Source organism: Arenibacter arenosicollis, assembly GCF_014397245.1.
GTDB lineage: Bacteria > Bacteroidota > Bacteroidia > Flavobacteriales > Flavobacteriaceae > Arenibacter > Arenibacter arenosicollis.
On record NZ_JACLHY010000029.1, the window covers coordinates 1 to 20,984 of the forward strand.

20 protein-coding genes are annotated in these 20,984 nt (G+C 37.3%); 11 read left to right on the forward strand and 9 right to left on the reverse strand.

Annotated elements, in window-relative coordinates:
- Positions 1 to 236 precede the first annotated feature (236 nt).
- Positions 237 to 1,109: a mechanosensitive ion channel family protein gene (locus tag H4O18_RS19430; protein WP_187587754.1), complete on the reverse strand. Its 873-nt coding sequence runs from the start codon at positions 1,107 to 1,109 to the stop codon at positions 237 to 239.
- A 482-nt stretch (positions 1,110 to 1,591) separates the two neighbouring features.
- On the opposite strand from H4O18_RS19430, the gene H4O18_RS19435 reads away from it, so the two are divergent.
- The 3 genes from H4O18_RS19435 (at position 1,592) to H4O18_RS22410 (ending at position 4,936) form a co-directional block, all read left to right on the forward strand.
- The gene (locus tag H4O18_RS19435) at positions 1,592 to 2,872 is read left to right on the forward strand and encodes a DUF2254 domain-containing protein (protein WP_187587756.1); all 1,281 of its coding nucleotides are present in this window, start codon (positions 1,592 to 1,594) and stop codon (positions 2,870 to 2,872) included.
- Positions 2,873 to 2,981: 109 nt separating this feature from the next.
- Complete coding sequence (locus tag H4O18_RS19440) at positions 2,982 to 4,343, forward strand: NAD-dependent succinate-semialdehyde dehydrogenase (protein WP_187587758.1); 1,362 nt, start codon at positions 2,982 to 2,984, stop codon at positions 4,341 to 4,343.
- A gap of 467 nt (positions 4,344 to 4,810) precedes the next feature.
- Positions 4,811 to 4,936, forward strand: a complete 126-nt coding sequence (locus H4O18_RS22410) for a hypothetical protein (protein ID WP_281387374.1) — start codon at positions 4,811 to 4,813, stop codon at positions 4,934 to 4,936.
- Positions 4,937 to 5,210: 274 nt separating this feature from the next.
- Here H4O18_RS22410 and H4O18_RS19445 read toward each other — a convergent pair whose 3' ends face one another.
- Both H4O18_RS19445 and rho read right to left on the reverse strand, forming a co-directional pair.
- Positions 5,211 to 5,897 (reverse strand): hypothetical protein, encoded by a 687-nt coding sequence (locus tag H4O18_RS19445; protein WP_187587760.1) that lies wholly within the window; start codon positions 5,895 to 5,897, stop codon positions 5,211 to 5,213.
- Between the two features lie 235 nt (positions 5,898 to 6,132).
- On the reverse strand, positions 6,133 to 7,818 hold the full coding sequence (gene rho, locus H4O18_RS19450) for a transcription termination factor Rho (RefSeq protein WP_187587762.1): 1,686 nt from the start codon (positions 7,816 to 7,818) through the stop codon (positions 6,133 to 6,135).
- Between the two features lie 196 nt (positions 7,819 to 8,014).
- Between rho and H4O18_RS19455 the strand changes: the two genes are divergently transcribed.
- A complete protein-coding gene (locus H4O18_RS19455) occupies positions 8,015 to 8,425 on the forward strand; it encodes a DUF4293 domain-containing protein (RefSeq protein ID WP_187587764.1) in 411 nt (136 codons plus the stop codon).
- A gap of 182 nt (positions 8,426 to 8,607) precedes the next feature.
- Here the strand turns inward: H4O18_RS19455 and H4O18_RS19460 are convergent, their stop codons facing one another.
- Positions 8,608 to 9,105, reverse strand: coding sequence for a metallophosphoesterase family protein (locus tag H4O18_RS19460; protein ID WP_187587766.1), 498 nt, complete (start codon positions 9,103 to 9,105; stop codon positions 8,608 to 8,610).
- Between the two features lie 187 nt (positions 9,106 to 9,292).
- Here H4O18_RS19460 and truA point away from each other — a divergent pair, with 187 nt between their 5' ends.
- On the forward strand, positions 9,293 to 10,045 hold the full coding sequence (gene truA / locus H4O18_RS19465) for a tRNA pseudouridine(38-40) synthase TruA (RefSeq protein ID WP_187587768.1): 753 nt from the start codon (positions 9,293 to 9,295) through the stop codon (positions 10,043 to 10,045).
- Complete coding sequence (locus H4O18_RS19470) at positions 10,038 to 11,804, forward strand: ABC transporter ATP-binding protein (RefSeq protein ID WP_187587770.1); 1,767 nt, start codon at positions 10,038 to 10,040, stop codon at positions 11,802 to 11,804. The genes truA and H4O18_RS19470 overlap by 8 nt, the downstream gene beginning before the upstream one ends.
- A gap of 23 nt (positions 11,805 to 11,827) precedes the next feature.
- On the opposite strand, the gene H4O18_RS19475 is transcribed toward H4O18_RS19470, so the two are convergent.
- Positions 11,828 to 12,613 carry a diadenylate cyclase gene (locus H4O18_RS19475; RefSeq protein WP_187587772.1) on the reverse strand — a complete coding sequence of 262 codons (786 nt, stop codon included), beginning with the start codon at positions 12,611 to 12,613 and terminating at the stop codon, positions 11,828 to 11,830.
- Between the two features lie 112 nt (positions 12,614 to 12,725).
- Positions 12,726 to 13,562, reverse strand: a complete 837-nt coding sequence (gene folP, locus H4O18_RS19480) for a dihydropteroate synthase (protein ID WP_187587774.1) — start codon at positions 13,560 to 13,562, stop codon at positions 12,726 to 12,728.
- 108 nt (positions 13,563 to 13,670) lie between these two features.
- Here folP and H4O18_RS19485 point away from each other — a divergent pair, with 108 nt between their 5' ends.
- The 5 genes from H4O18_RS19485 (at position 13,671) to H4O18_RS19505 (ending at position 17,543) form a co-directional block, all read left to right on the forward strand.
- A complete protein-coding gene (locus H4O18_RS19485; protein WP_187587776.1) occupies positions 13,671 to 14,219 on the forward strand; it encodes a DUF1599 domain-containing protein in 549 nt (182 codons plus the stop codon).
- 124 nt (positions 14,220 to 14,343) lie between these two features.
- A complete protein-coding gene (locus H4O18_RS19490; RefSeq protein ID WP_187587778.1) occupies positions 14,344 to 15,441 on the forward strand; it encodes a BT_3928 family protein in 1,098 nt (365 codons plus the stop codon).
- A gap of 75 nt (positions 15,442 to 15,516) precedes the next feature.
- Positions 15,517 to 16,269, forward strand: a complete 753-nt coding sequence (gene tpiA, locus H4O18_RS19495) for a triose-phosphate isomerase (RefSeq protein WP_187587780.1) — start codon at positions 15,517 to 15,519, stop codon at positions 16,267 to 16,269.
- A 140-nt stretch (positions 16,270 to 16,409) separates the two neighbouring features.
- Positions 16,410 to 17,246: a 50S ribosomal protein L11 methyltransferase gene (gene prmA, locus H4O18_RS19500; protein WP_187587782.1), complete on the forward strand. Its 837-nt coding sequence runs from the start codon at positions 16,410 to 16,412 to the stop codon at positions 17,244 to 17,246.
- Positions 17,247 to 17,267: 21 nt separating this feature from the next.
- Positions 17,268 to 17,543, forward strand: coding sequence for an ATP-dependent Clp protease adaptor ClpS (locus tag H4O18_RS19505; protein ID WP_103440092.1), 276 nt, complete (start codon positions 17,268 to 17,270; stop codon positions 17,541 to 17,543).
- A 170-nt stretch (positions 17,544 to 17,713) separates the two neighbouring features.
- Here H4O18_RS19505 and H4O18_RS19510 read toward each other — a convergent pair whose 3' ends face one another.
- The 3 genes from H4O18_RS19510 to H4O18_RS19520 all read right to left on the reverse strand — a co-directional run bounded on the left by H4O18_RS19510 (position 17,714) and on the right by H4O18_RS19520 (position 20,976).
- Entirely contained in the window at positions 17,714 to 18,127 is a 414-nt protein-coding gene (locus H4O18_RS19510) for a DUF6691 family protein (protein ID WP_187587784.1), read from the reverse strand.
- A gap of 135 nt (positions 18,128 to 18,262) precedes the next feature.
- Positions 18,263 to 18,826 (reverse strand): YeeE/YedE family protein, encoded by a 564-nt coding sequence (locus H4O18_RS19515; protein ID WP_187587786.1) that lies wholly within the window; start codon positions 18,824 to 18,826, stop codon positions 18,263 to 18,265.
- A gap of 92 nt (positions 18,827 to 18,918) precedes the next feature.
- Positions 18,919 to 20,976 (reverse strand): FN3 associated domain-containing protein, encoded by a 2,058-nt coding sequence (locus tag H4O18_RS19520; protein ID WP_187587788.1) that lies wholly within the window; start codon positions 20,974 to 20,976, stop codon positions 18,919 to 18,921.
- Between the last annotated feature and the right edge of the window lie 8 nt (positions 20,977 to 20,984).

Sequence of the window (20,984 nt, forward strand, 5' to 3'; positions counted from 1 at the left end):
TCGGCGGAATCATTCAATGCAAAAATAAAAGCTTTTAGAGCGCAATTCAGAGGAGTCAAAAACGTAGAATTCTTCCTTTATAGATTGACCACAATATTTGCATAAACACAACAATTGTTCTTGATCCGCAATATGTAAAGGATTCCTCTTTAGGTGTTGTCCATAGTCTAATTGGAGGCTTTTCCAAAAAGCCATGGAATACCGTGAGAAATTAAAAAATTGTTCTTTGGACAATATTAAGAAGACTTCATGAAATCTTTCGGAAAATCCAATGTACGAATAGGAAAAGGAATGTTTATGCCATTTTGGTCAAATGCCTTTTTGATGGCGATCATAGCTGTGGTTTTTGCTTTTAACAATTCTATGGCGGAAGTGGATTTAATCCAGAATCGTGTTTCAAAATTAATGGAGCTATCGCCGAATTCGGTATAAAGAAAAATCACTTCCTTGGTGTTTTCTATATTCTCAAAATGGGACTTGATCGTTTTGCAAACCAAATCACGTACAAATTCCAAATCGGATGAATAACCCACGCCACATTTTAGGATTACACGGGATTGGGCCGTAGTGGAGAAGTTCCGTAACGGATTTTCCAGGACCAATTTGTTTGGAATATAGATTAAATTATTATCCGATTGTTTAATGGTCACAGCCCTTAAATCTATATCTATTACTTCGCCTTCATAACCGTTGCTTTCTATCCAGTCTCCAAATTTAATATGTTTAATATACGAGAGGACAATTCCAGAGAAAGTATTGGCTAAAGCCCCCTGTAATGCAAGGCCAACAGCAAGACCGGCAACTCCCGCACCTGCTAATATAGTGTTTAGGGTTTTGCTTAAATCCAATATTCCAAGAACCAAAAATAGCCCAGTCAAAATTACCAATATGGAAAGCAACTTGGCAATAAGGCTTTTCATAGATCTCTGTAGACTACTTTTTTCAAGTAGTTTCCAGGTGAGTTTGGAGACATATTTAGAAAGTACAATTACCATGGTGAATACGACCAAGGCAAGAATGAAATTGGGCAGATTCACAATTAAACTATCCAACCAGGAGGTTAATCTATTCATCATGTCCGCCCAAGCCTCGTCAATATTGAAATCCATAATAGTAATTTTTAAGTCTTTGGTCTAGAAGTTAGGTAGATTATTTTGATTCACCCCAATGATTCATAAATATACCAAATTATAGAGGGCCATTGTTAAAAAAAAATGGTTCCGACCTGTTCAAATGTCGAAACCATTAATTAACAACCAACCTAACCATCATATTTTGAATTACATTTGTAGTTCTTAGTAATTCAAAACAGAATACTTTTAATCCTAAATGTCCCCCGAAATTTAGGCTTTTCCAATTGCCAGATCGAAGAAGGCAATCGTCTTTTTTCTTTTGTTATAACAAATTTATCCAAGAGGGTTAAAATATAGGTGCTGTATTCTAATTATTTTTAACTCTTATACAAAGCAGATTTTATTTTTTGTATCACACTTTATTTTTTTCCAATCGTTTGTGACACTATTTCTAGGTATTGTGCTATTATGAAAATTGGAATTCACTACCTTTAAATAACTTGAAAATTGGGTATACTATGTTTAAATGGGCTATAAAAATATTGAAGAATCTTTATAGTAGGGTGTTACAGAGTATTGCCTTTTATCCCGTTCTCATTTCCATTGGATTCTTTGTATTGGCTTTCATAATGCTGGAATTGGAAAGTTTGGAGTTGGCTAAAACTTTAAAACAACGTATACCTTATTTTTTTATAGAGGATTATGAAACTGCTAGAGCCATATTGACGACCTTAATAGGCGGTATCCTTTCTTTGACGGTATTTAGTTTTACAATGGTTATGGTAGTACTCAGTCAAGCCTCCTCCAATTTTTCACCAAGATTATTGCCTAGTTTGGTTTCCAATAAAAGGCATCAATTAATTTTAGGTGTGTACATAGGCACGCTCTTATACTGTATCATAATTTTGATTTTTCTGGGAGGCCATGGCATGGATGCCCATTCCGTTGGGTTTTCAACTATGTTCGCCGCAATTTCAGGAGTGCTTTGTATTGGCCTGTTTGTATATTTTATTCATAGCATTTCTACATCCATTCAAATTCAAAATATAATCAACAATATATTTCGCACCAGCTCAAGATATTTGGATGAGGAATATAAGGATTTCAGTTCATTGAAAGTGGGACTACAAGACCTGAGGATGCATAACTTTGAAACCATTTATTCACATAAATCTGGCTATTTTAGGGGTTTTGATGTCTCATTGTTAAGTGATTCCCTATTTGATCAAGGCCACCATATAGAAGTGCTACCTTTTGTGGGTCAGCATATTTGGGAAGGAATGCCGCTAGTGCGGGTTCAGAAAATGATTGAAGGTAAGGATTTGGATGATCTATTGTTATGTGTAGATATATCCAATAATCGTACAGATGAAAACAATGGTATAGGTGGATTTATTAAATTAATGGAAATTGCGGTCAAGGCTATGTCTCCGGGAATAAATGATCCAGGAACTGCCATTAATTCCATTAATAAACTGGCACCTTTGCTTATGAAGACAATGAGGTTCCCGAATAAAGTATCCAAGTCGCTAAGGGAGGGGAAATTGATTTTAGTCACAAATAACCTCAGAGCCAAAGAATTAATGCAAATAATAATCCAGCCTATCAGGTTGTATGCAAAAAAGGATAGTTCAGTGGTTCTCGCCCTTATGGGAGCCTTAAAGTATATATCCCAGGATTCCAATATATCAAAGGAAAGTATGGAAGAAGTTCAAAAGGAATTGGAAGCCTTAAAAATGGATGTGGAGGGTAATATTGAGAATAAATTTGATCGGGAAAAAATTTTGGCACTGTTTTAATTGATAACAAGTATAAAATAGCAATACTATATAGAGTTTATTGTGTGGAGTTAAATAATGTATACAATCCTTTTAACTTGCATTTTTATTAATACTAAAATTACAACAAATGGAATACATAGAGTCAGTAAACCCATATAATGGAGAGCCATTGGAAAAATATAGAATGTTTACGGAAGGGGATATAAAGGCAGTTTTGGAAAAGGCCGATATTTCCTTTAAAAGTTGGAAAAATGAAGCTGTGGAATATAGGTCCGGACTATTGAAAAATTTAGCAAAAGCCTTATTAAAAAATAAAAAAGTTTATGCCCAATTAATGTCAAAGGAAATGGGTAAACCCCTTAACCAAGGTATTGCGGAAATTGAAAAATGCGCATGGGCATGTGATTTTTATGCTAAGAATGCGGTCGAATTTCTTGCAGATGATCTTATAGATACAGAGGCGAACGAAAGTTTTATTAGTTACGATTCCATGGGTTGCATATTGGCCATTATGCCCTGGAACTTCCCTTTTTGGCAGGTTATCCGTTTTGCAGCCCCTACGCTCACTGCTGGTAATACGGTAATATTAAAACATGCCAGTAATGTTCCTGGTTGTGGCTTGGCACTGCAGGAGTTGTTTACATTGGCAGGTTATCCGGAGGGTAGCTTTCAATTTATTCTAGCGGACCATAAACAGCTGGAGTCTATAATAGGCAATCCTATTGTTCAGGGGGTTACCCTTACTGGGAGTGAGAAAGCGGGTAGGGCAATAGCGGCAGAGGCGGGAAAACATTTGAAAAAGTCCGTCATGGAACTGGGGGGCAATAATGCCTGTATTGTATGGGAAGATGCCGATTTGGATAGCTATATGGATACTATGGTAATGGCCAGAATGCAGAATACCGGGCAAAGTTGTATAGCAGCAAAAAGATTTATAGTGTTGGAGGAGATTTATGACGAGTTCTTAATGAAATTTCGCAATAAGGTCCAGACCCTGAAATCTGGAGATCCATTGGACAAGGAAACAGATATAGGTGTAATGGCAAGAGAGGACTTGGCTAAAACCCTTGCCCAACAAGTAAAGGAATCGGTAGATAAGGGTGCCAAAGTCTTATATGGCAATAACCGGCGAGGTGCCTATTATGAACCTACTGTACTTACAGGTGTGGTGCCTGGGATGCCGGCTTTTGACGAGGAACTTTTTGGGCCTGTTGCGGCCATCGTAAAAGCAAAAGATAGGGAGGAAGCCATTGCTTTGGCGGCAAACTCTAAATTTGGTTTGGGTTCCATGTTGTTCACAGAGGACATAAAATCGGCAAGAAAAATAATTGGAGACATACCCGATGGGGCATTTTTTATAAATGAAATGGTGAAGTCGGACCCTAGATTGCCTTTTGGGGGTACTAAAGCTTCAGGATATGGAAGGGAATTGTCTATGGAAGGTATGTTGGAGTTTGTAAACAAAAAGACGGTATATATTAATAAGTAGGCTTGTAAAGAAGCTTTTCTTTAAAATATTTTAGGTGACACAGATACCAATTTTCAGGGTGTTTCTTTTATATGGAAGAAGGCATGTTAGGTTTCGGGAAAAATCAATCGCTTTAAAATAAAGGGGTAGAAAATACCCTGCCCACATCAAATCCAAAATTTGCGTTTCATTCTTAGGAATCCTACCATAAAACAGATATACATTATAATGATCAGCGTGAGGTGGATTCTTCTAAAATGGACGTATTCATTTAATTGGTTTATATAATTATAAAATCGGGAAGCTTTAATGGGGACATAACCCATATAAAATATTAAGAGCCCAATGCTGATCCACTTAATTCCTGAATACCTATAATCCAATCTTTTGGATGAGTTACGGTGTTCACGGAAAAATAGAATTATGCATATCAAAATAATAAGTGCACCTGCCAAATAACTGTATATCTGGGATTCCAATTTAAAGTTTTGAAGAAAAAGATTTATGAAGGAGAGGATCAGATAAAATATTCCACCATACAGGATGTAGTTTTTGTACTTTTTGATTTCTATGTAACTCCAATACACGTAAAAAAAATAGAGAAAGAATACTAGATTGTAAATATTATAAATAAAGACATTGTGATTAACGATAGAAGTAAAAATGGAAATATGGAACACTTCGTAGTTCTTTGTAAAATAGCCCAATAATTCTGTTAAGAAGGTATACATTAACAGAATGGGAAAATACTTTAATGGACTACTGTAATATTTTGGGTATTTTATTAAGGCTACCAATAAGGTTAAAGCATAGAGAGGCTCACTGGCATTCTCTAAAATAGTATCCAATACTTCCATTTTTGCTTCGAGTTGGGGTTATTCGGTATTATTAATGGTAGGGTGGAGGCACCATATTGGCCTCGTTTAAAACAAGACTTTTATTTGTGACATAAAATGGGGCAGGAGGGGTGGTAGGCATAAATGAAGCCTCGGATTTAGCTGCTCCCGACTGTTGTCTGTCCATATCCCCATCTTTTTTTTGTTCCAAATTATCGGTAAGCAATACGGGAATGTTTTTTCCGTCGTCCTCTTCCCTAATATAAAATCCGTATTCACGATCGTTCTCGCCCTTTATGGCAGGAATGATAAAAAATGAATTTTGTTTCGGATGTTTTATTTCCCGACCATTGTCAAAAGTTTTTTTATCGGGATAATTGGAAAAATAAAAACGCAGGGAGGAAATCTCCACATTTGCTTTTTTAGCTTCCTGTTCAATATAGTTCATGTATTCTTTAATGGTGTTGTAGTCATAGTATCCAAAACGGGCCACGTCGAACTTTTTCTCCGGTTCAAGGTCATTTTCGTATTTCTCAATTAGGGCTACTCTGCGCTCGCCATAGTAGTCGTACATGGTTTTGGCTTGAGCCACGGAAACAATCTGCTTAGGGGCCTTGATTTCTCTGGGTTCCGGTTCCTGAACAGGTGATTTTTCCTTTTTTTGTTCACAGGACATAAAACCAAAAACAACTAGGGATCCAAAACATAATTTGGTACAAATTCTTTTTAGATTTTTCATAAGTTAAATTTTTACAGTTAGTGTTAATAAAAGTGAAACTTTATCGGTAAGCGTTGGAGGAAAACACTTGTTAAATTAAATGTTAAATTACTGATTATTGTACATCTAAAAAAATCACTTAAAAAAATAAGTACATTTTTGTGTTAAGAATTGAAACAAAAAAAATCCCATTTGGCTTTTTAACCAAATGGGATTTTGAACCTTTCCCCATCTTAGGGAAAAGTAAAATTATAGTTTATTGATTCATGGTCAACAAAAACTCTTCGTTGTTCTTTGTCTGCCTAAATCTTTGTTCAATAAATTCCATGGCTTCTACAGGATTCATATCTGCCAAATACTTTCTCATGATCCACATTCTCTGAATGGTGTTTTCATCCAATAAAAGATCATCCCGTCTTGTACTCGAAGAGGTAAGGTCGATAGCAGGGAATATTCTACGATTGGATATTTTTCTATCCAATTGTAATTCCATGTTACCAGTTCCTTTGAATTCCTCAAAGATTACTTCATCCATTTTGGAACCGGTTTCGGTAAGTGCAGTTGCAATAATGGTTAAGGAACCTCCTCCTTCAATATTACGTGCAGCACCAAAGAAACGTTTCGGTTTATGAAGCGCATTGGCATCCACACCACCACTTAATACCTTTCCGGAAGCTGGTTGTACTGTATTGTAGGCACGAGCCAGTCGTGTAATGGAATCCAATAGGATAACCACATCGTGTCCACATTCTACCAAACGTTTAGCTTTTTCCAAAACAATATTGGCAACACGTACATGTTCTGTAGCCTCCTTGTCAAAAGTAGAAGCAACAACCTCACCACGTACATTACGCTGCATGTCCGTAACTTCCTCAGGACGTTCATCTATCAAAAGAATAATTTGGTAAACTTCAGGATGATTGGCGGCAATGCCATTGGCAATATCCTTCAAGAGCATGGTTTTACCAGTTTTAGGCTGGGAAACGATCATACCCCTTTGTCCTTTTCCAATAGGCGAGAATAAATCTATGATTCTAGTGGAAATGGTGCTCTGCCTTTCGGCAAGGTTAAATTTTTCCTGTGGGAATAATGGGGTCAAGTGTTCAAAAGACACCCTATCCCTAACTATTTGAGGGTCTATCCCGTTTATCTTATTAACTTTAATAAGTGGGAAATACTTTTCACCTTCTTTTGGTGGGCGTACATTGCCAAGTACCGTATCTCCGGTTTTAAGTCCAAATAACCTTATTTGGGACTGGGAAACATAAATATCATCCGGTGAGGAAAGATAGTTGTAATCCGAAGATCTCAAAAATCCGTAGCCATCCTGCATAATATCCAGTACACCTTCACTTTCAATAATACTGTCGAACTCAAATTCCGGTTCTTTGTATTTGTTTTTTAGATCCTTGTCAAAATTACTGTTGTTTTTGTCAACGTTACCTTTCTGATGGTGAGGATTTTTTTTATGTTGTGGTTTGTTGGATTGCGGAGTATTCTGTTGTACTGCGTTTTGTTGAGGTGCAGTTTTTTGAAATTCCTTTTTCGCCTGTACCGGCTTATTGTGCTGGCGAGGTTTTCTTTCTGGTTTGTTGTCCTCTTTCTTTTCCTCGACTGTCGTGGGTATAACTTCTTCTGACGTAGTTTTTTCTATTGTTTCTGCCGGTTTTGTAACTGGTTTGTTAGCAATAGGAGACTTGGTGACAGCTGACTTGGACTTGTCATTTGCTATTCTGGATCGTTTGGGCTTTGGAGCACTGCTGTCCTCCTTAGTTGTTTCGACTCTTTCTTGAACAATTTTGGGGTTGGATGCTTGTACATCCAAAATTTGATATACCAAATCCAGCTTTTTTAAAGTTTTAAATTTGGCAACATTAAGTCCCTGGGCTATTTCCTGAAGCTCAGGAAGCTTTTTTGATTTTAAATCTGAAATCTCAAACATTAAGTTTTGAATAAATTATACTTATTACGAAAATATGAAGTGTATGTTGTTCTTGTTATGGGTAATAAAGGGAATGAAATCCCCTGTTGGTAAGTAATTTGACTTATAACGTAGCAATATTACAAATTATTTTCAATATTTAGGTGATAAATTTTAAAAAGACGCTTATTTTTGCTTTTCAATTGTATTAAAAAGCATGATTCAAAGAATTCAGACACTTTATTTAATCGTAGTTATACTATTAGGGGCGGTTGTACCGTTTTTTGTAAATCTATGGTCTGATGCCGCAGGAAATGAAATATTCGCTGAAAATGAAGTTTTCCTCTCCGTTGCTTTTTATGTTGTGGCAGTCCTTGGGCTGTTGGCTATAGTTTTATATAAGAATAGACAAAATCAATTTGTGGTAAACAGGTTGAATATGATATTGAATCTTTTTTTACTAGGATTTTTCGTTTACCGATCACTAAACTTATCCGGAGAAACTATTGTTTCTGAGAAGGGTATTGGGATGCTGATTCCTGTATTTTCTATCGTTTTTTTAGTCCTGGCCAACAGGGCAATAAAAAAGGATGAAGATCTTGTAAAATCTGTGGATCGTTTGCGTTAAGCCTAACATCTTAGTAGTATTAGTGCGTGAACCCGGGGTAGTGCCCGGGTTTTTTATTTGTGGAACTTGTTTTAAAAAGGTGCTTTGAGACGAAATTTATAGCAGTTAGTTGAACTATTCCAGCCTTTTCAGGGGCATATAGTGGTTTAAGTCTTTAATAAGTATCACAGATCCTCTAAAAATTATCCTCTTTTTCCAAGCTCAATAATCTCCAAATCCTTAATGTTCTCTTTGTCTATAACAAACCGTAGCATAGTACGTATTTGGTGAAAACCATGGATTCCACAGGCCCCAGGGTTCATATGTAGCAGGTTCAACTTTTTGTCCCACATTACCTTAAGAATATGGGAGTGTCCGGAGATAAAAAGTTTAGGGGGGTTAATTTTGATCTCTTCCCTGATCCGTACATTGTATTTATTGGGATATCCTCCAATATGGGTCATCCAGACATCAACATCCTCACATTTGAACCGATTGTCCAATGGATACTCCAATTGAATCCTATGTTCATCTATATTGCCGTAAACACCTTTTACTGGCTTTATTTTTTCCAACGTATCCATTACCTCCAAATTGCCAATGTCACCTGCATGCCAAATTTCATCTGCGACCCTGGCGTATTTTAGGATTTTTTCGTCCATATGGCCATGGGTGTCGGAGAGCAAGAGTATTTTTTTCATAGGGTGCTTTAGAAAATTAAGGCTTGCTGGTAGCTAGGATCAAAGATTCCCATTTTAAAACCCTTCAGGCCAAAAAAAATAATTAATTGAGCGCAAAACTACATTTTCATCTTAGTAAAACAACTCCATGATCCGTTTTCTCCTTAAGAACAAGTATCTTTGCCAACTACAAAACTAAATCATTCAATTGAGATATTTCGTCCAATTTTCTTACAAAGGTAAGCCGTATCACGGTTGGCAAAAACAACCCAATGCAATAACGGTGCAGGAAGTTTTGGAAAAAGCCTTTTCCCTGATGTTACGGGAAACCGTTTCCTTGACCGGGGCGGGGCGGACCGACTCGGGGGTACATGCAAAGGTAATGTACGCACATTTTGATACTGATGTACTTTTTAATTGTACTGAACTGATTTACCGTTTAAACGCTTTTCTACCTGATGATATCGCGGTAAGTGAAATTTTTGAAGTTCCCTTGGAATCACATGCCCGCTTTGATGCTTTGGAACGTATATACGAATATTGGATAGTACAGGAAAAGAATCCTTTTTTGACCGATGCGGCCTATTATGTGAAATATCCGTTAAATATAGAGCAGATGAACGAAGCGGCTACTATTTTAGTGGAACATAAGGATTTTAAATGTTTTTCAAAGTCCAATACCGATGTAAAAACCTACCTCTGCGATGTTAGAAAGGCCATATGGACCTATGATGGTGATAAGTTGGTTTTTACTATAAGCGCAGATAGATTTTTGCGTAATATGGTACGCGCTATTGTTGGTACCCTCGTTGATGTTGGTCTGGGTAAATCTTCCTTGACGGACATAGAGTCCGTTTTTGCAAGTAAGGATAGGAGCAATGCCGGGGTATCGGTGCCCGCAAAAGGATTATATTTGACAGCAATAAAATATCCAAAAAATATTATTGATTACAATGGATAAGGATACAGGAAAAGCATTTGATTATAGATTGTTTAAGCGCCTGCTTAGGCATGTTAGACCATATAAATTAACCTTTTACGGCGTTGCCATCGCGGCAATACTATTATCCGGTTTTGCTGTGCTTACCCCTATTTTGGTTGGTGAGATCGTGGATAACGCCATTACCAATAAGGATAGTCAAAAATTATTGAATTTGACCTTGGCCATGGTTGGTGTTTTGTTAGGCGAAGTTCTTAGTCAGCTGTATTTTAATTATTACGCCAACTGGCTAGGGGAATCCGTTATAAAAGACATTCGGATAAAGCTATTTAATCATCTTATGGGCTTTAAGATGAAATATTATGACAATTCTTCCATTGGGTTATTGGTTACACGTGCTGTAACTGATATGCAAAGGATTGGCGAGATTTTCAGTGAAGGATTTTTTGTCATAGTATCCGACCTCCTAAAAATGCTGGTGGTGGCCGTAGTAATGCTAGTTGCCAATTGGAAACTGTCTTTAATTGTATTCGCTGTACTGCCCATAATATTGTACGCCACAAGGCTTTTTCAAAAGGCTATGAAGGTAGCTTTTATTGAGGTTAGGGCTCAGGTTTCCAACCTAAATTCATTTGTCCAGGAACGTATCACAGGTATGAAGATAGTGCAGCTATTTACTAGGGAGGAAATAGAGAAGGAGAAGTTTAGGGAAATCAACGAGAAACACCAAAATGCATGGTTAAAAACAGTTTGGTATAACTCTATCTTTTTTCCGGTCGCTGAAATTGTTTCATCCATTACGGTAGGTTTGATCGTGTGGTACGGCGGTTTGCAGAATGTCGCCAATATTAGCCAAGAGGAATACGGTACCATTTTCATGTTTATATTATTGTCCAGCATGTTGTTCCGCCCTTTACGTCAAATTGCCGATAAGTTCAATACCCTTCAAATGGGAATGGTGGCTGCCAATAGGGTGTTTAAAATATTGGATACGGACAGTAATATTCAGGATGTAGGGACAATAGATAGGGAAAGTGTAAAAGGGGATATTGAATTTAAAAATGTGCGCTTCGGTTATTTGGAAAATGAAGAAGTACTGCATGGAATTTCCTTTAAAGTTAAGGCGGGAGAGACGATTGCCATAGTAGGGGCAACAGGTGCGGGGAAATCCACCATTATTAATTTGCTAAATCGTTTCTACGAAATTAATTCTGGCGCTATTTTAATCGATGGAATTAATATTAAGGACTATAAATTAAACTCTTTAAGATCTAAAATTGCAGTTGTATTGCAGGATGTATTTCTCTTTGCCGATACCATTGCCAATAATATTTCACTAAAGAATAATGATATTACCATAGAGCTTATGGAACAGGCCGCTAAGCAGATCGGGGTACACGAGTTTATTTCCAGTCTTCCAGGTGGTTATACCTACAATATAAAGGAAAGGGGTACCATGCTTTCCAGTGGGCAGCGACAGCTGATAGCTTTTTTAAGGGCTTATGTTAGTAACCCCAGTATTCTGGTGTTGGATGAGGCTACTTCGTCCGTAGATACCTATTCGGAACAGTTGATACAGCGCGCCACAGAAAAAATTACGGAGGGTCGTACTTCAATTATTATCGCCCATCGTTTGGCAACGATTAAAAAGGCCGACAAAATATTGGTGATGCAGGACGGATTGATTGTGGAGACCGGAACCCACAAAGAGCTATTGAAGCAAAAAGGATACTACCAAAACCTTTATGAAGCGCAATTCTTGGCCGAAGAGGTGGCCTAAGGGTTATATTAATGGTGTTGGAATCAGAGCAGATCGGATTTTATTAAACTGGCCAGTTCTTCCGTATCCTTAAACAGTACAAATTCCCCATTTTTTATATAGGATATAAGGCCGGTTTCCTCGCTTACAATTAGGGCAAGGGAATCGGTTTTTTCGGTAATACCAACTGCAGCCCTATGTCTTAGGCCAAAACGCAATGGAATGGAGCGTTCATTGGAGACGGGAAGAATTACCCTTGTCGCTACTATAAAATTATCCTCAATAACCACTGCGCCATCATGTAAGGGACTATTCTTATAAAAAATACTTTCCAGAATAGGTTGGGTAATTTCTATATACATTTTATCACCGCTAGACTTTACAAAGTCCAAGGAATTATTTCGGGCAATAACTATTAGCGCGCCAGTTTTTGTGTTTCCCATTCTTTCACAGGCCGAAATAATGGCATCTACATTTGTTCCAATGGTCAGTCCGTCTTCTTTTAAGAATTTAAAATGTTTTAGAAAGTTGCGTTTGGAAGCAAAATTGGTAGAACCTACCATTAACAGGAACTTTCTAATTTCCTGTTGGAAAACTATAATAAGGGCAATTAGACCCACTTGCATAAAACCACCTACCATGCTACTGATCATTTTCATTCCCAGGACTTCCGTCAATTTCCAAAAGGCCCAAACGATGACAATACCAATAAAAATGTTAATGGCTACGGTTCCCCGGACCAATTGGTATACATAATACATGAGTACAGCCACCAAAAAGATGTCTATTATATCTGTAACACTAAAATCTAAGAAATTTAAAAAATCCAATCCTGTGGTTTTTGTAAAAATAGGAAATAAGCTATAACCGAATATTAAATTCCGAAAAATGTTTTGGTCCTTTTTTAAACAATTTCCCTATGCCGATAATTTAAATAGGTACCTATGGATTATAGGAGCCTTGGATGGCTTTGAATAATTTAATGCATTCCATGGCTTCCTTAACATCATGTACCCTCAATATTTGTGAGCCTTTGATCAGCGCATACATATGTAATGCCGTACTGCCATTTAAAGCTTTGGCCGGAGAGCTATCAAGAAGTCTATAAATCATGGATTTTCGGCTTATGCCCGTTAATATTGGTAGTTCCAGGCTGTGCAATAAATTAAATTTTTTTAAAATCTCATAATTCTGCTCCAAAGTTTTTGCAAAACCAAAGCCGGGGTCAATGATAATATCATTGATGCCAAAACTCCTTGCCAAGGCCACTTTTTCCGAAAAGTAATAGAGAATTTCGCCTATTAGATTTTCATAATTTGTCTTGCCCTGCATACTGTTGGGGGTACCTTTCATATGCATCATGATGTAGGGTACGCGGTGTTTGCCAACAATTGCCAACATTTCAGGATCTAAATTACCAGCGGAAATATCATTTATTATGGCAGCTCCAAGACTTAGGCATTCATCGGCCACACTACTTCTAAAGGTGTCAATGGACAATAGGATGTCCGGGAAAGTATTGAGCAATAGTTTTGTAATTGGAATAATTCGTGTCAACTCCTCTTTTTCATCTACGTGTGCCGCACCGGGTCGTGAACTATACGCCCCAACATCTATAAAGGTGGCGCCACTTGCCAACATGTTTTTTACTTGGGAAATAATGTCGGCTTCGTTCTTGTATTTGCCACCATCGTAGAAAGAATCTGGAGTTATATTGAGTATGCCCATTACTCTTGGTGTACTTAAATCCAATAAATTTCCTTTGCAGTTAATGGTCATGTTTTTTGTAAGATAAAAGGCTGTAAAACTTTGGGTAGTTAAGTTTAAACCTCGATTTTTGATTAGTTTAAAATTTTAAGCGAAATTTACACAAATTAGAAAGATTAAATGCATAATACTTCCGAGCAATACAATGCCGTTATTAATATTTGTAGGGAACTTTTCCTGAAAAAAATGCAAGATTACGGTAGTGCATGGCGAATTTTAAGGCTTCCATCACTTACAGATCAAATATATATCAAGGCACAACGCATTAGAAGTTTGCAGGAAAATGAAGTGCGTAAGGTAGATGAGGGTGAGATCTCAGAATTTATCGGAATTATTAATTATTCCGTAATGGCCTTAATTCAAATTGAAAAAGGAATTGTTGATCAACCAGATCTGTCCCCTTCCGAAGCGGTAACATTGTTTGACAAACATATTTCCGTCACCAAAACCTTAATGGAAAATAAAAACCACGACTATGGGGAAGCTTGGCGGGAGATGAGGGTAAGTTCCCTTACGGATTTGATCTTGCAAAAGTTGTTGCGCGTTAAGCAGATAGAGGATAATAAAGGTAAAACATTGGTAAGCGAAGGGATAGACGCCAACTATCAGGACATGATCAACTATGCTGTATTTGCAATGATACATTTAGGAAAAGAAACTAAATCCTAAAACTCCAATTTTAAATATTGGATATTGAACAATGAATTATTGTGAGATTAAGATAATTGGGAAAACGATAAAATTTCAAATCGGATTTGGATTTGGATTCATTAAAAGAGAATTGAATTAGAATATGAAATATATAGTGGCATTGTGCCGTATTATTGTCGGCGTTTTATTTATTATCAGTGGATTTATTAAGCTAAATGACCCTGTTGGGTTTTCCTTTAAATTGGAGGAATATTTTAGTCCAGGCGTACTGGATTTAGATTTTCTGATGCCCTATGCCCTGGGGATTTCAATCTTTGTGGTAATTCTGGAGGTATTGCTGGGTGTAATGCTATTAATAGGTTTTCGAATTAAAATTACACTTTGGAGTCTGCTTTTAATGATCGTATTCTTCACTTTCCTAACCTTTTACTCTGCTTATTTTAATAAGGTTACCGATTGTGGCTGTTTTGGAGATGCCATAAAACTAACGCCTTGGGAATCCTTTACCAAGGATGTAATTTTATTGGTACTCATTGTTATACTTTTTTTAGGGGTTAAACATATTAAATCGCCATTAGGGAACAGAAGTCAAAGGCTACTTGTGGGGCTTAGTTTGTTGATAAGTGCTATCTTTGCCTATTATGTGCTTAACCACTTACCAGCGATAGATTTTAGACCTTATAAAATTGGAGCTAACATAGAGGAAGGCATGAGCGTTCCAGAAAATGCACCGGTTGCCATTTTTGATTATAGTTGGAAGTTCAATGTGGACGGGGAAGAAAAAGTGGTGGTGACCAATGGGGATTATCCCTCGGTAGAAGGAGAATTTATTGGTGTGGAAACAAAGGAAATTCAGAAGGGATACCAACCCCCGATACATGATTTCACTATTGAGCGGGATGGGGAAGATTTTTCGGCCTCCCTGTTACAGGAACCGAAATTGGTAATGGTAATCGCATATGATCTGGCGAAAAGCCACTACAATGTCTTTAGTGATATTAAGGAGGTTACGGATAAGGCTATTAAGAACGGTTATAAGGTTATTGGAATGTCCGCTTCCGGTCCGGATTATACTCAAAAAATGATTAAGGAATATAAATTGAGTTTCGATTTTTATTTCACGGATGAAACCACTTTAAAAACAATTGTACGGTCTAATCCAGGTGTCTTGGTTTTGGAGCATGGCACTATCAACCAAAAAGTCCATTACAACGACCTGGAGGATTTAGAGTTTAAATAGCAAGTGTGGACATTTGCTGAATCAAAAAGACAAAATCTTTAATTACAAAAGAGAACAATATAAATTAGAATCGAAATGAGAAGTAAAATAGTTGCAGGAAATTGGAAAATGAACAAGAATTTAGCGGAAACGGAAGTGTTGTTGGCCGAACTTACCGCTAAACTTCCGGATACTAAAGCAGAAGTAATGGTGGCACCAACTTTTGTGAATTTGGCCGCAGCGGTAGATAAATTGAAATCGTCTACCATTGAGGTTATTGCACAGAATATGCATTTTGCTGAAAGTGGGGCCTATACGGGAGAAATTTCTGCCAATATGCTTTTAGGTATTGGTATAGATACCGTCATTATAGGACATTCGGAAAGAAGAGCCTATTTTGGGGAGACCGATGAAATTTTATCAAAGAAGGTAGCGGCCGCCTTGGCCAATAACATGAGGGTAATGTTTTGTTTTGGAGAGGAATTGGAAGATCGTAAGTCTGAAAATCACTTTAAAGTAGTGGAAAGTCAATTGAAAAATGCTTTATTTTCTTTGGACGCCTCAAGCTGGAGCAAAATTATCTTGGCATATGAGCCTGTTTGGGCAATTGGAACGGGAGAAACGGCATCGCCGGAACAAGCACAGGAAATGCACGCGTTTATTCGTAATACAATTACCAACGCATACGACTCTGGTATAGCGAATAATGTTTCCATACTTTACGGAGGTAGTGTAAAACCTAACAATGCCGTAGAAATCTTTTCTAAACCAGATGTGGACGGAGGTTTAATTGGAGGAGCTGCATTGGTAGCGGATGATTTTATTGCGATAATTAAAGCAATATCATAAAGAATAATATAAAATTCAATATCTGTTCAAATTCACCATTTTCAGTGGTTTGGATACAATAAAATATTTGGAAAGGCCCGTTGTATTATCAACGGGTTCTTTTTCTCCAATAGGATGGTCAATTAGCTAATTTTAATAAAATGTCGAATTCCATATATATCGAGTATAATTTTAAGGTAGATCCTGTTCAACCAGCTTCTGACATCCTGATAGCTGAATTGGGGGAAGTTCAATTCGAAAGTTTTGTGGAACAAGAGGATGGGGTACAAGCTTATATAAAAAAGGAAGATTGGAATCCAAATATTTTGGATGACTTAGAAATTCTTGAAAATCCATTGTTTAAAATTGAGTATGAATATTCGGAGATAGAGCAGGAGAATTGGAACGCTACATGGGAAAGTAATTTTAATCCCATTCAAGTGGGAGACCAGTGCGTGGTGAGAGCTCCTTTTCATGAGAAGCCCAAAGTGGATTATGATATTATTATTGAACCTAAAATGAGTTTTGGTACTGGGCATCATGAAACTACCCATATGATGTTACAGCACATTCTAGATCATGACTTTAATGGTAAATCTGTCTTGGACATGGGGAGTGGAACAGGGGTTTTAGCTATTTTGGCAGCAATGAAAGGAGCCAAGGATATAGATGCCATAGATATAGATAACTGGTGCTACCTTAATGCTCAGGAAAATGTTGAGCGAAATAATTGTGGCCATATCAATGTTTTTGAAGGTACTGCCGATCTATTGGTAGATCAAAAATATGATATTATTATAGCCAATATAAATAGAAACATTCTGTTGGAAGATATTCCGGCCTATGTAAAATGCCTAAACAAAGGCGGAACTATGTTCTTGAGTGGCTTTTATGTGCAGGATATACCCCAGATTACGGAAAGATGCATGGAAGTAGGGTTAAAATTTGAAAAAAATCTGGAAAAGAATAATTGGGTTGCAGTAAAATATGTATTTTAGAAGGTATTAAAATTGAATTCTATGAGTACCAAAGAAAAAGTCTCGGAAGAATTGCTTTTGGAAGAGGAGACGCTAAAACAAAATGAGATTGTTTTGTTCAATGATGAGGTTAATACTTTTGATCATGTCATTGAAACATTAATAATGGCCTGTGACCATACTCCGGAACAGGCGGAGCAATGCTCCTTAATTGTTCATTACAATGGTAAATGTACTGTTAAAACAGGGGAGTATAACGATTTGGAGCCAAGATGTAGTAAGCTTCTGAACGCAGGATTAAGTGCTGAAATCGTGTAAGTAGAAAATAGTTCCAAAGAGCCTATTCTTAATTAAACAAATCAACAGCCTTGTTAAGGTAAGGGATAAATATGGCCATTCCTGTCTCTCATGATTTATCTTGCCAATACTTAGGAAATTTCCTAAAGGTAAAATTCAACCACAATACTGTTTATATGGAGTCTTTTGTCTTAATGGGGCAATTTGTTCTGCAGTAGGCCGTAGATAAAAGTTCCCAAAAGGGCGGCTCCAATTACAATAAACATACTAAAAACACCAGTGCCTACTAAAATGTACATAGGTCCTGGGCAAGCACCTGCCAAAGCCCATCCAAATCCAAAGATGGTACCCCCAAGAATATATCTTGCCACTCCTTTATCTTTTGGAGCCAAATCTATTTCTCTACCTTCAATACTTTTTACCTTGTATTTTTTAAAGATCCAAATAAATAGTACGCCAAGAAATACTGCAGAGCCGATAATTCCGTACATATGAAAGGATTGAAACTTGAACATTTCATAGATACGATACCAGGATACTGCTTCCGATTTTACCAGAACAATACCAAAGAAGATACCTACCAACAAGAATTTTAAAAATTTCATTTTTGTTTATGTTATGTACTTATTGCTGAAACAATTTCTCCAGTCTAAGCTTATTATTAATTGATTGTTCTTTTTATAACTTCCTAATTGAAAATTTTGCCCATTACAATGACGGTGTAAATTCCGAACCTCATTTTAGGCCCCAAAAATTAGGGGTAAAATAAAGAAGGTCATTATAAGTCCGCCTATGAAAAATCCTATTACCGCTATTAACGAGGGCAGCTGAAGGTTGCTTAAGCCTGTAATAGCATGGCCCGAAGTACATCCTCCGGCATACCTGGTTCCAAAGCCAACCAAAAATCCAGCAATGACCAAAATCGATATCCCTTTTGCGCTCAGAACATTTTCCCAGCTATAAATTTCGGGAGGTAGGAGGGATTCCCCAACCTCATTAAATCCTAAATTATTTAATTCTGAAATGGTCTCGCTGCTCAGGGCAATTGCCGAACCATCCGATAAAAATTGTGTTGCTATAAATCCACCAATAATAGCACCTAGAACAACGGTCAGATTCCAGCGCTGGGCCTTCCAGTCGAACCTGAAATAGTCTGAATATTTCCCAGCACCACCAATACTGCAAAGTGTTTGTAAGTTGGACGACATGCCGAATGTTTTTCCAAAATACACCAACATTAGCATCGTAAAGGCAATCAAAGGCCCGGAAACATACCATGGCCATGGTTGAAGTATATATTCCATATTATCAATTTAATCTGCAAAGATAAAGGTATCTAAAAATCTGAATGTAATAATTGTTACACAAGACTTTTTGAAGGCAATGTGGATTAGTTTTAGTTGAGTACTATCTCATCCACAAATAACCAACTTTTGCCTCCTGGGTTGGGATGCCAGGAAGGATTCTTAAGTTGACTCATTACTTCTACTTTTACGAAATTGGATTTCGTTGGTGGTATGTTAAGGTCGAAAAATTGAAATTTGGTATCTGAATTAGGTCGTTCTGCCTTTAATTTTTCCGTATGTACAAGTCTAAAATTGTTTCCATCCTGGGATACCCATACCTTGAATCCTGTAGGAAAGAAAATCCATTTCTCAGGTGAAGAAAAGGCGCCTACGGACACCGTAGATATCAATTCTTCTTTTTTGAGTTTTAAGGTAGCAGCAAAATTGCTGCCTTCATAACCGATCCAATTCCCATCAACAAAATTAATAGTTCCCCTTTTTAGATCTATCAAGGTATTTCCCCCATTTCCCTTGTATTTGTCGTTAGGTTTATTGTTCAGCGTTATGGAACTGGGAAGAATGTTCGATTTTTTAAAACTTACTGTTTTTACCGTACTTAAATCCCATCCCGGTTTATGGCTTACTGCCTTGATCTGAGCAGAATTGTTGAGTACAATGGGTTTATTATATTTAGTGGATGTGGTGTCGGGTTCAGAACCATCCAAGGTGTAATAGATGTCTACACCCTTAAAAAAATAATCCAACGTAACCTCTATGGAATCCGTAAAAAAGTCGGTATCAGCTATAATGGACGGAGGTTCCAAGCTAGACGGAGTAAAGAGGTCTTCATCCAAACTAACGACCGTAACAGCAGGATGTTTACTGCTATAACCATCTAGAGCTTCCTTGCTGATTTTTGAATTCCATGGGTATAAAGTTTTTAAACCGGAAAGGGCGGTTAATTTTTCCAGACCCTTATCGGTAATTTCAGTACCGTATATATTTAGGGACTCCAAGTGTTTTAAATTGCTTAGAGTTTCCATAGACTTATCCGTAATAGCTGTATTTTGTAATTGTAGTTTTGTAAGATTTTTAAAAGAAGTTAAATACGAAGAAATAGTGTCACTAAAATTGGAGTTGGCCAAATTGAGTTCAACAATGTTTTCGGCATGCTTTTTTAATGCCTTGAGATTACTTTTTCCTAAATCCTTAATACCGGACAAGTTTACGATCAACAACGGATTTTTTGCTGCCAATTTCGTAACCACTGGGCCATTTATGTTTATGGAGGCCAGCCAGTCTTCGGGAACCACTTCCACTTCTTTTGCAATAACGGCCCTTGTGGATGTATCCTCTTCCAATGAATTTAAAATAGCACTGATTTTCTCTGTCTTGTCCAGTGTCCCAGCAACGCAATCAAAACAGTTTTCATGACCGATCCACCATTCCAATAATTCTATTTCATGATTGGTAAGTTGTACTTTGCCCTTTGGCGGCATATGATCCTCGTCTTCCATTGGTAGTTTAATATGATGTATCAAACTTGGCAATTCCCCCTCTTCTGCCAACAAAATACTACCGGAATCTCCACCGTTAAGTAACTGCGCTTTATTGGTCATTATTAAACCTCCCTTAATTTTATTGGGATTGTGGCAGCTTACACACTTATCATCCAGAATGGGCTTTACAATATCGTTAAAAACAAGTGCCTTGTCAACGTCGGTAATGACTGGTTTTTTAATTTGTCCATTATTGAAAAGGTAATCCTCGCCATGGGTCATACTGCCCCCAAAATGTCCGGTTAAACTTAAGAGTCCCATTACTGCGATAAAAAGAGGTAAATAAATGGTTTTGGACCACGACCTGGGATATTTTTTTATGAGATAGAGCGAGATAGAGCCAATGGCCAAGCCAACAGCCATCCAACGATGTCTAAATAATAAGGTCTCGTCATAACCTCCATCCTCTCCCAATAACCAACCGCTACCCACGGATAATACTGTAGTCAAGGCTGCCATGGCAAGGGCAAATGTGATTAACTTGTATTCCGTACCGGAAGCTTTCTTTCTAAAGTAAAGTTCCATTAGAAAGGCCAAAACAAGTATGCCAATGGGCAAATGTACCAATAGGGGGTGTAGGCGCCCAATGTTTATAATCTGTAGTATCATTTTATGCT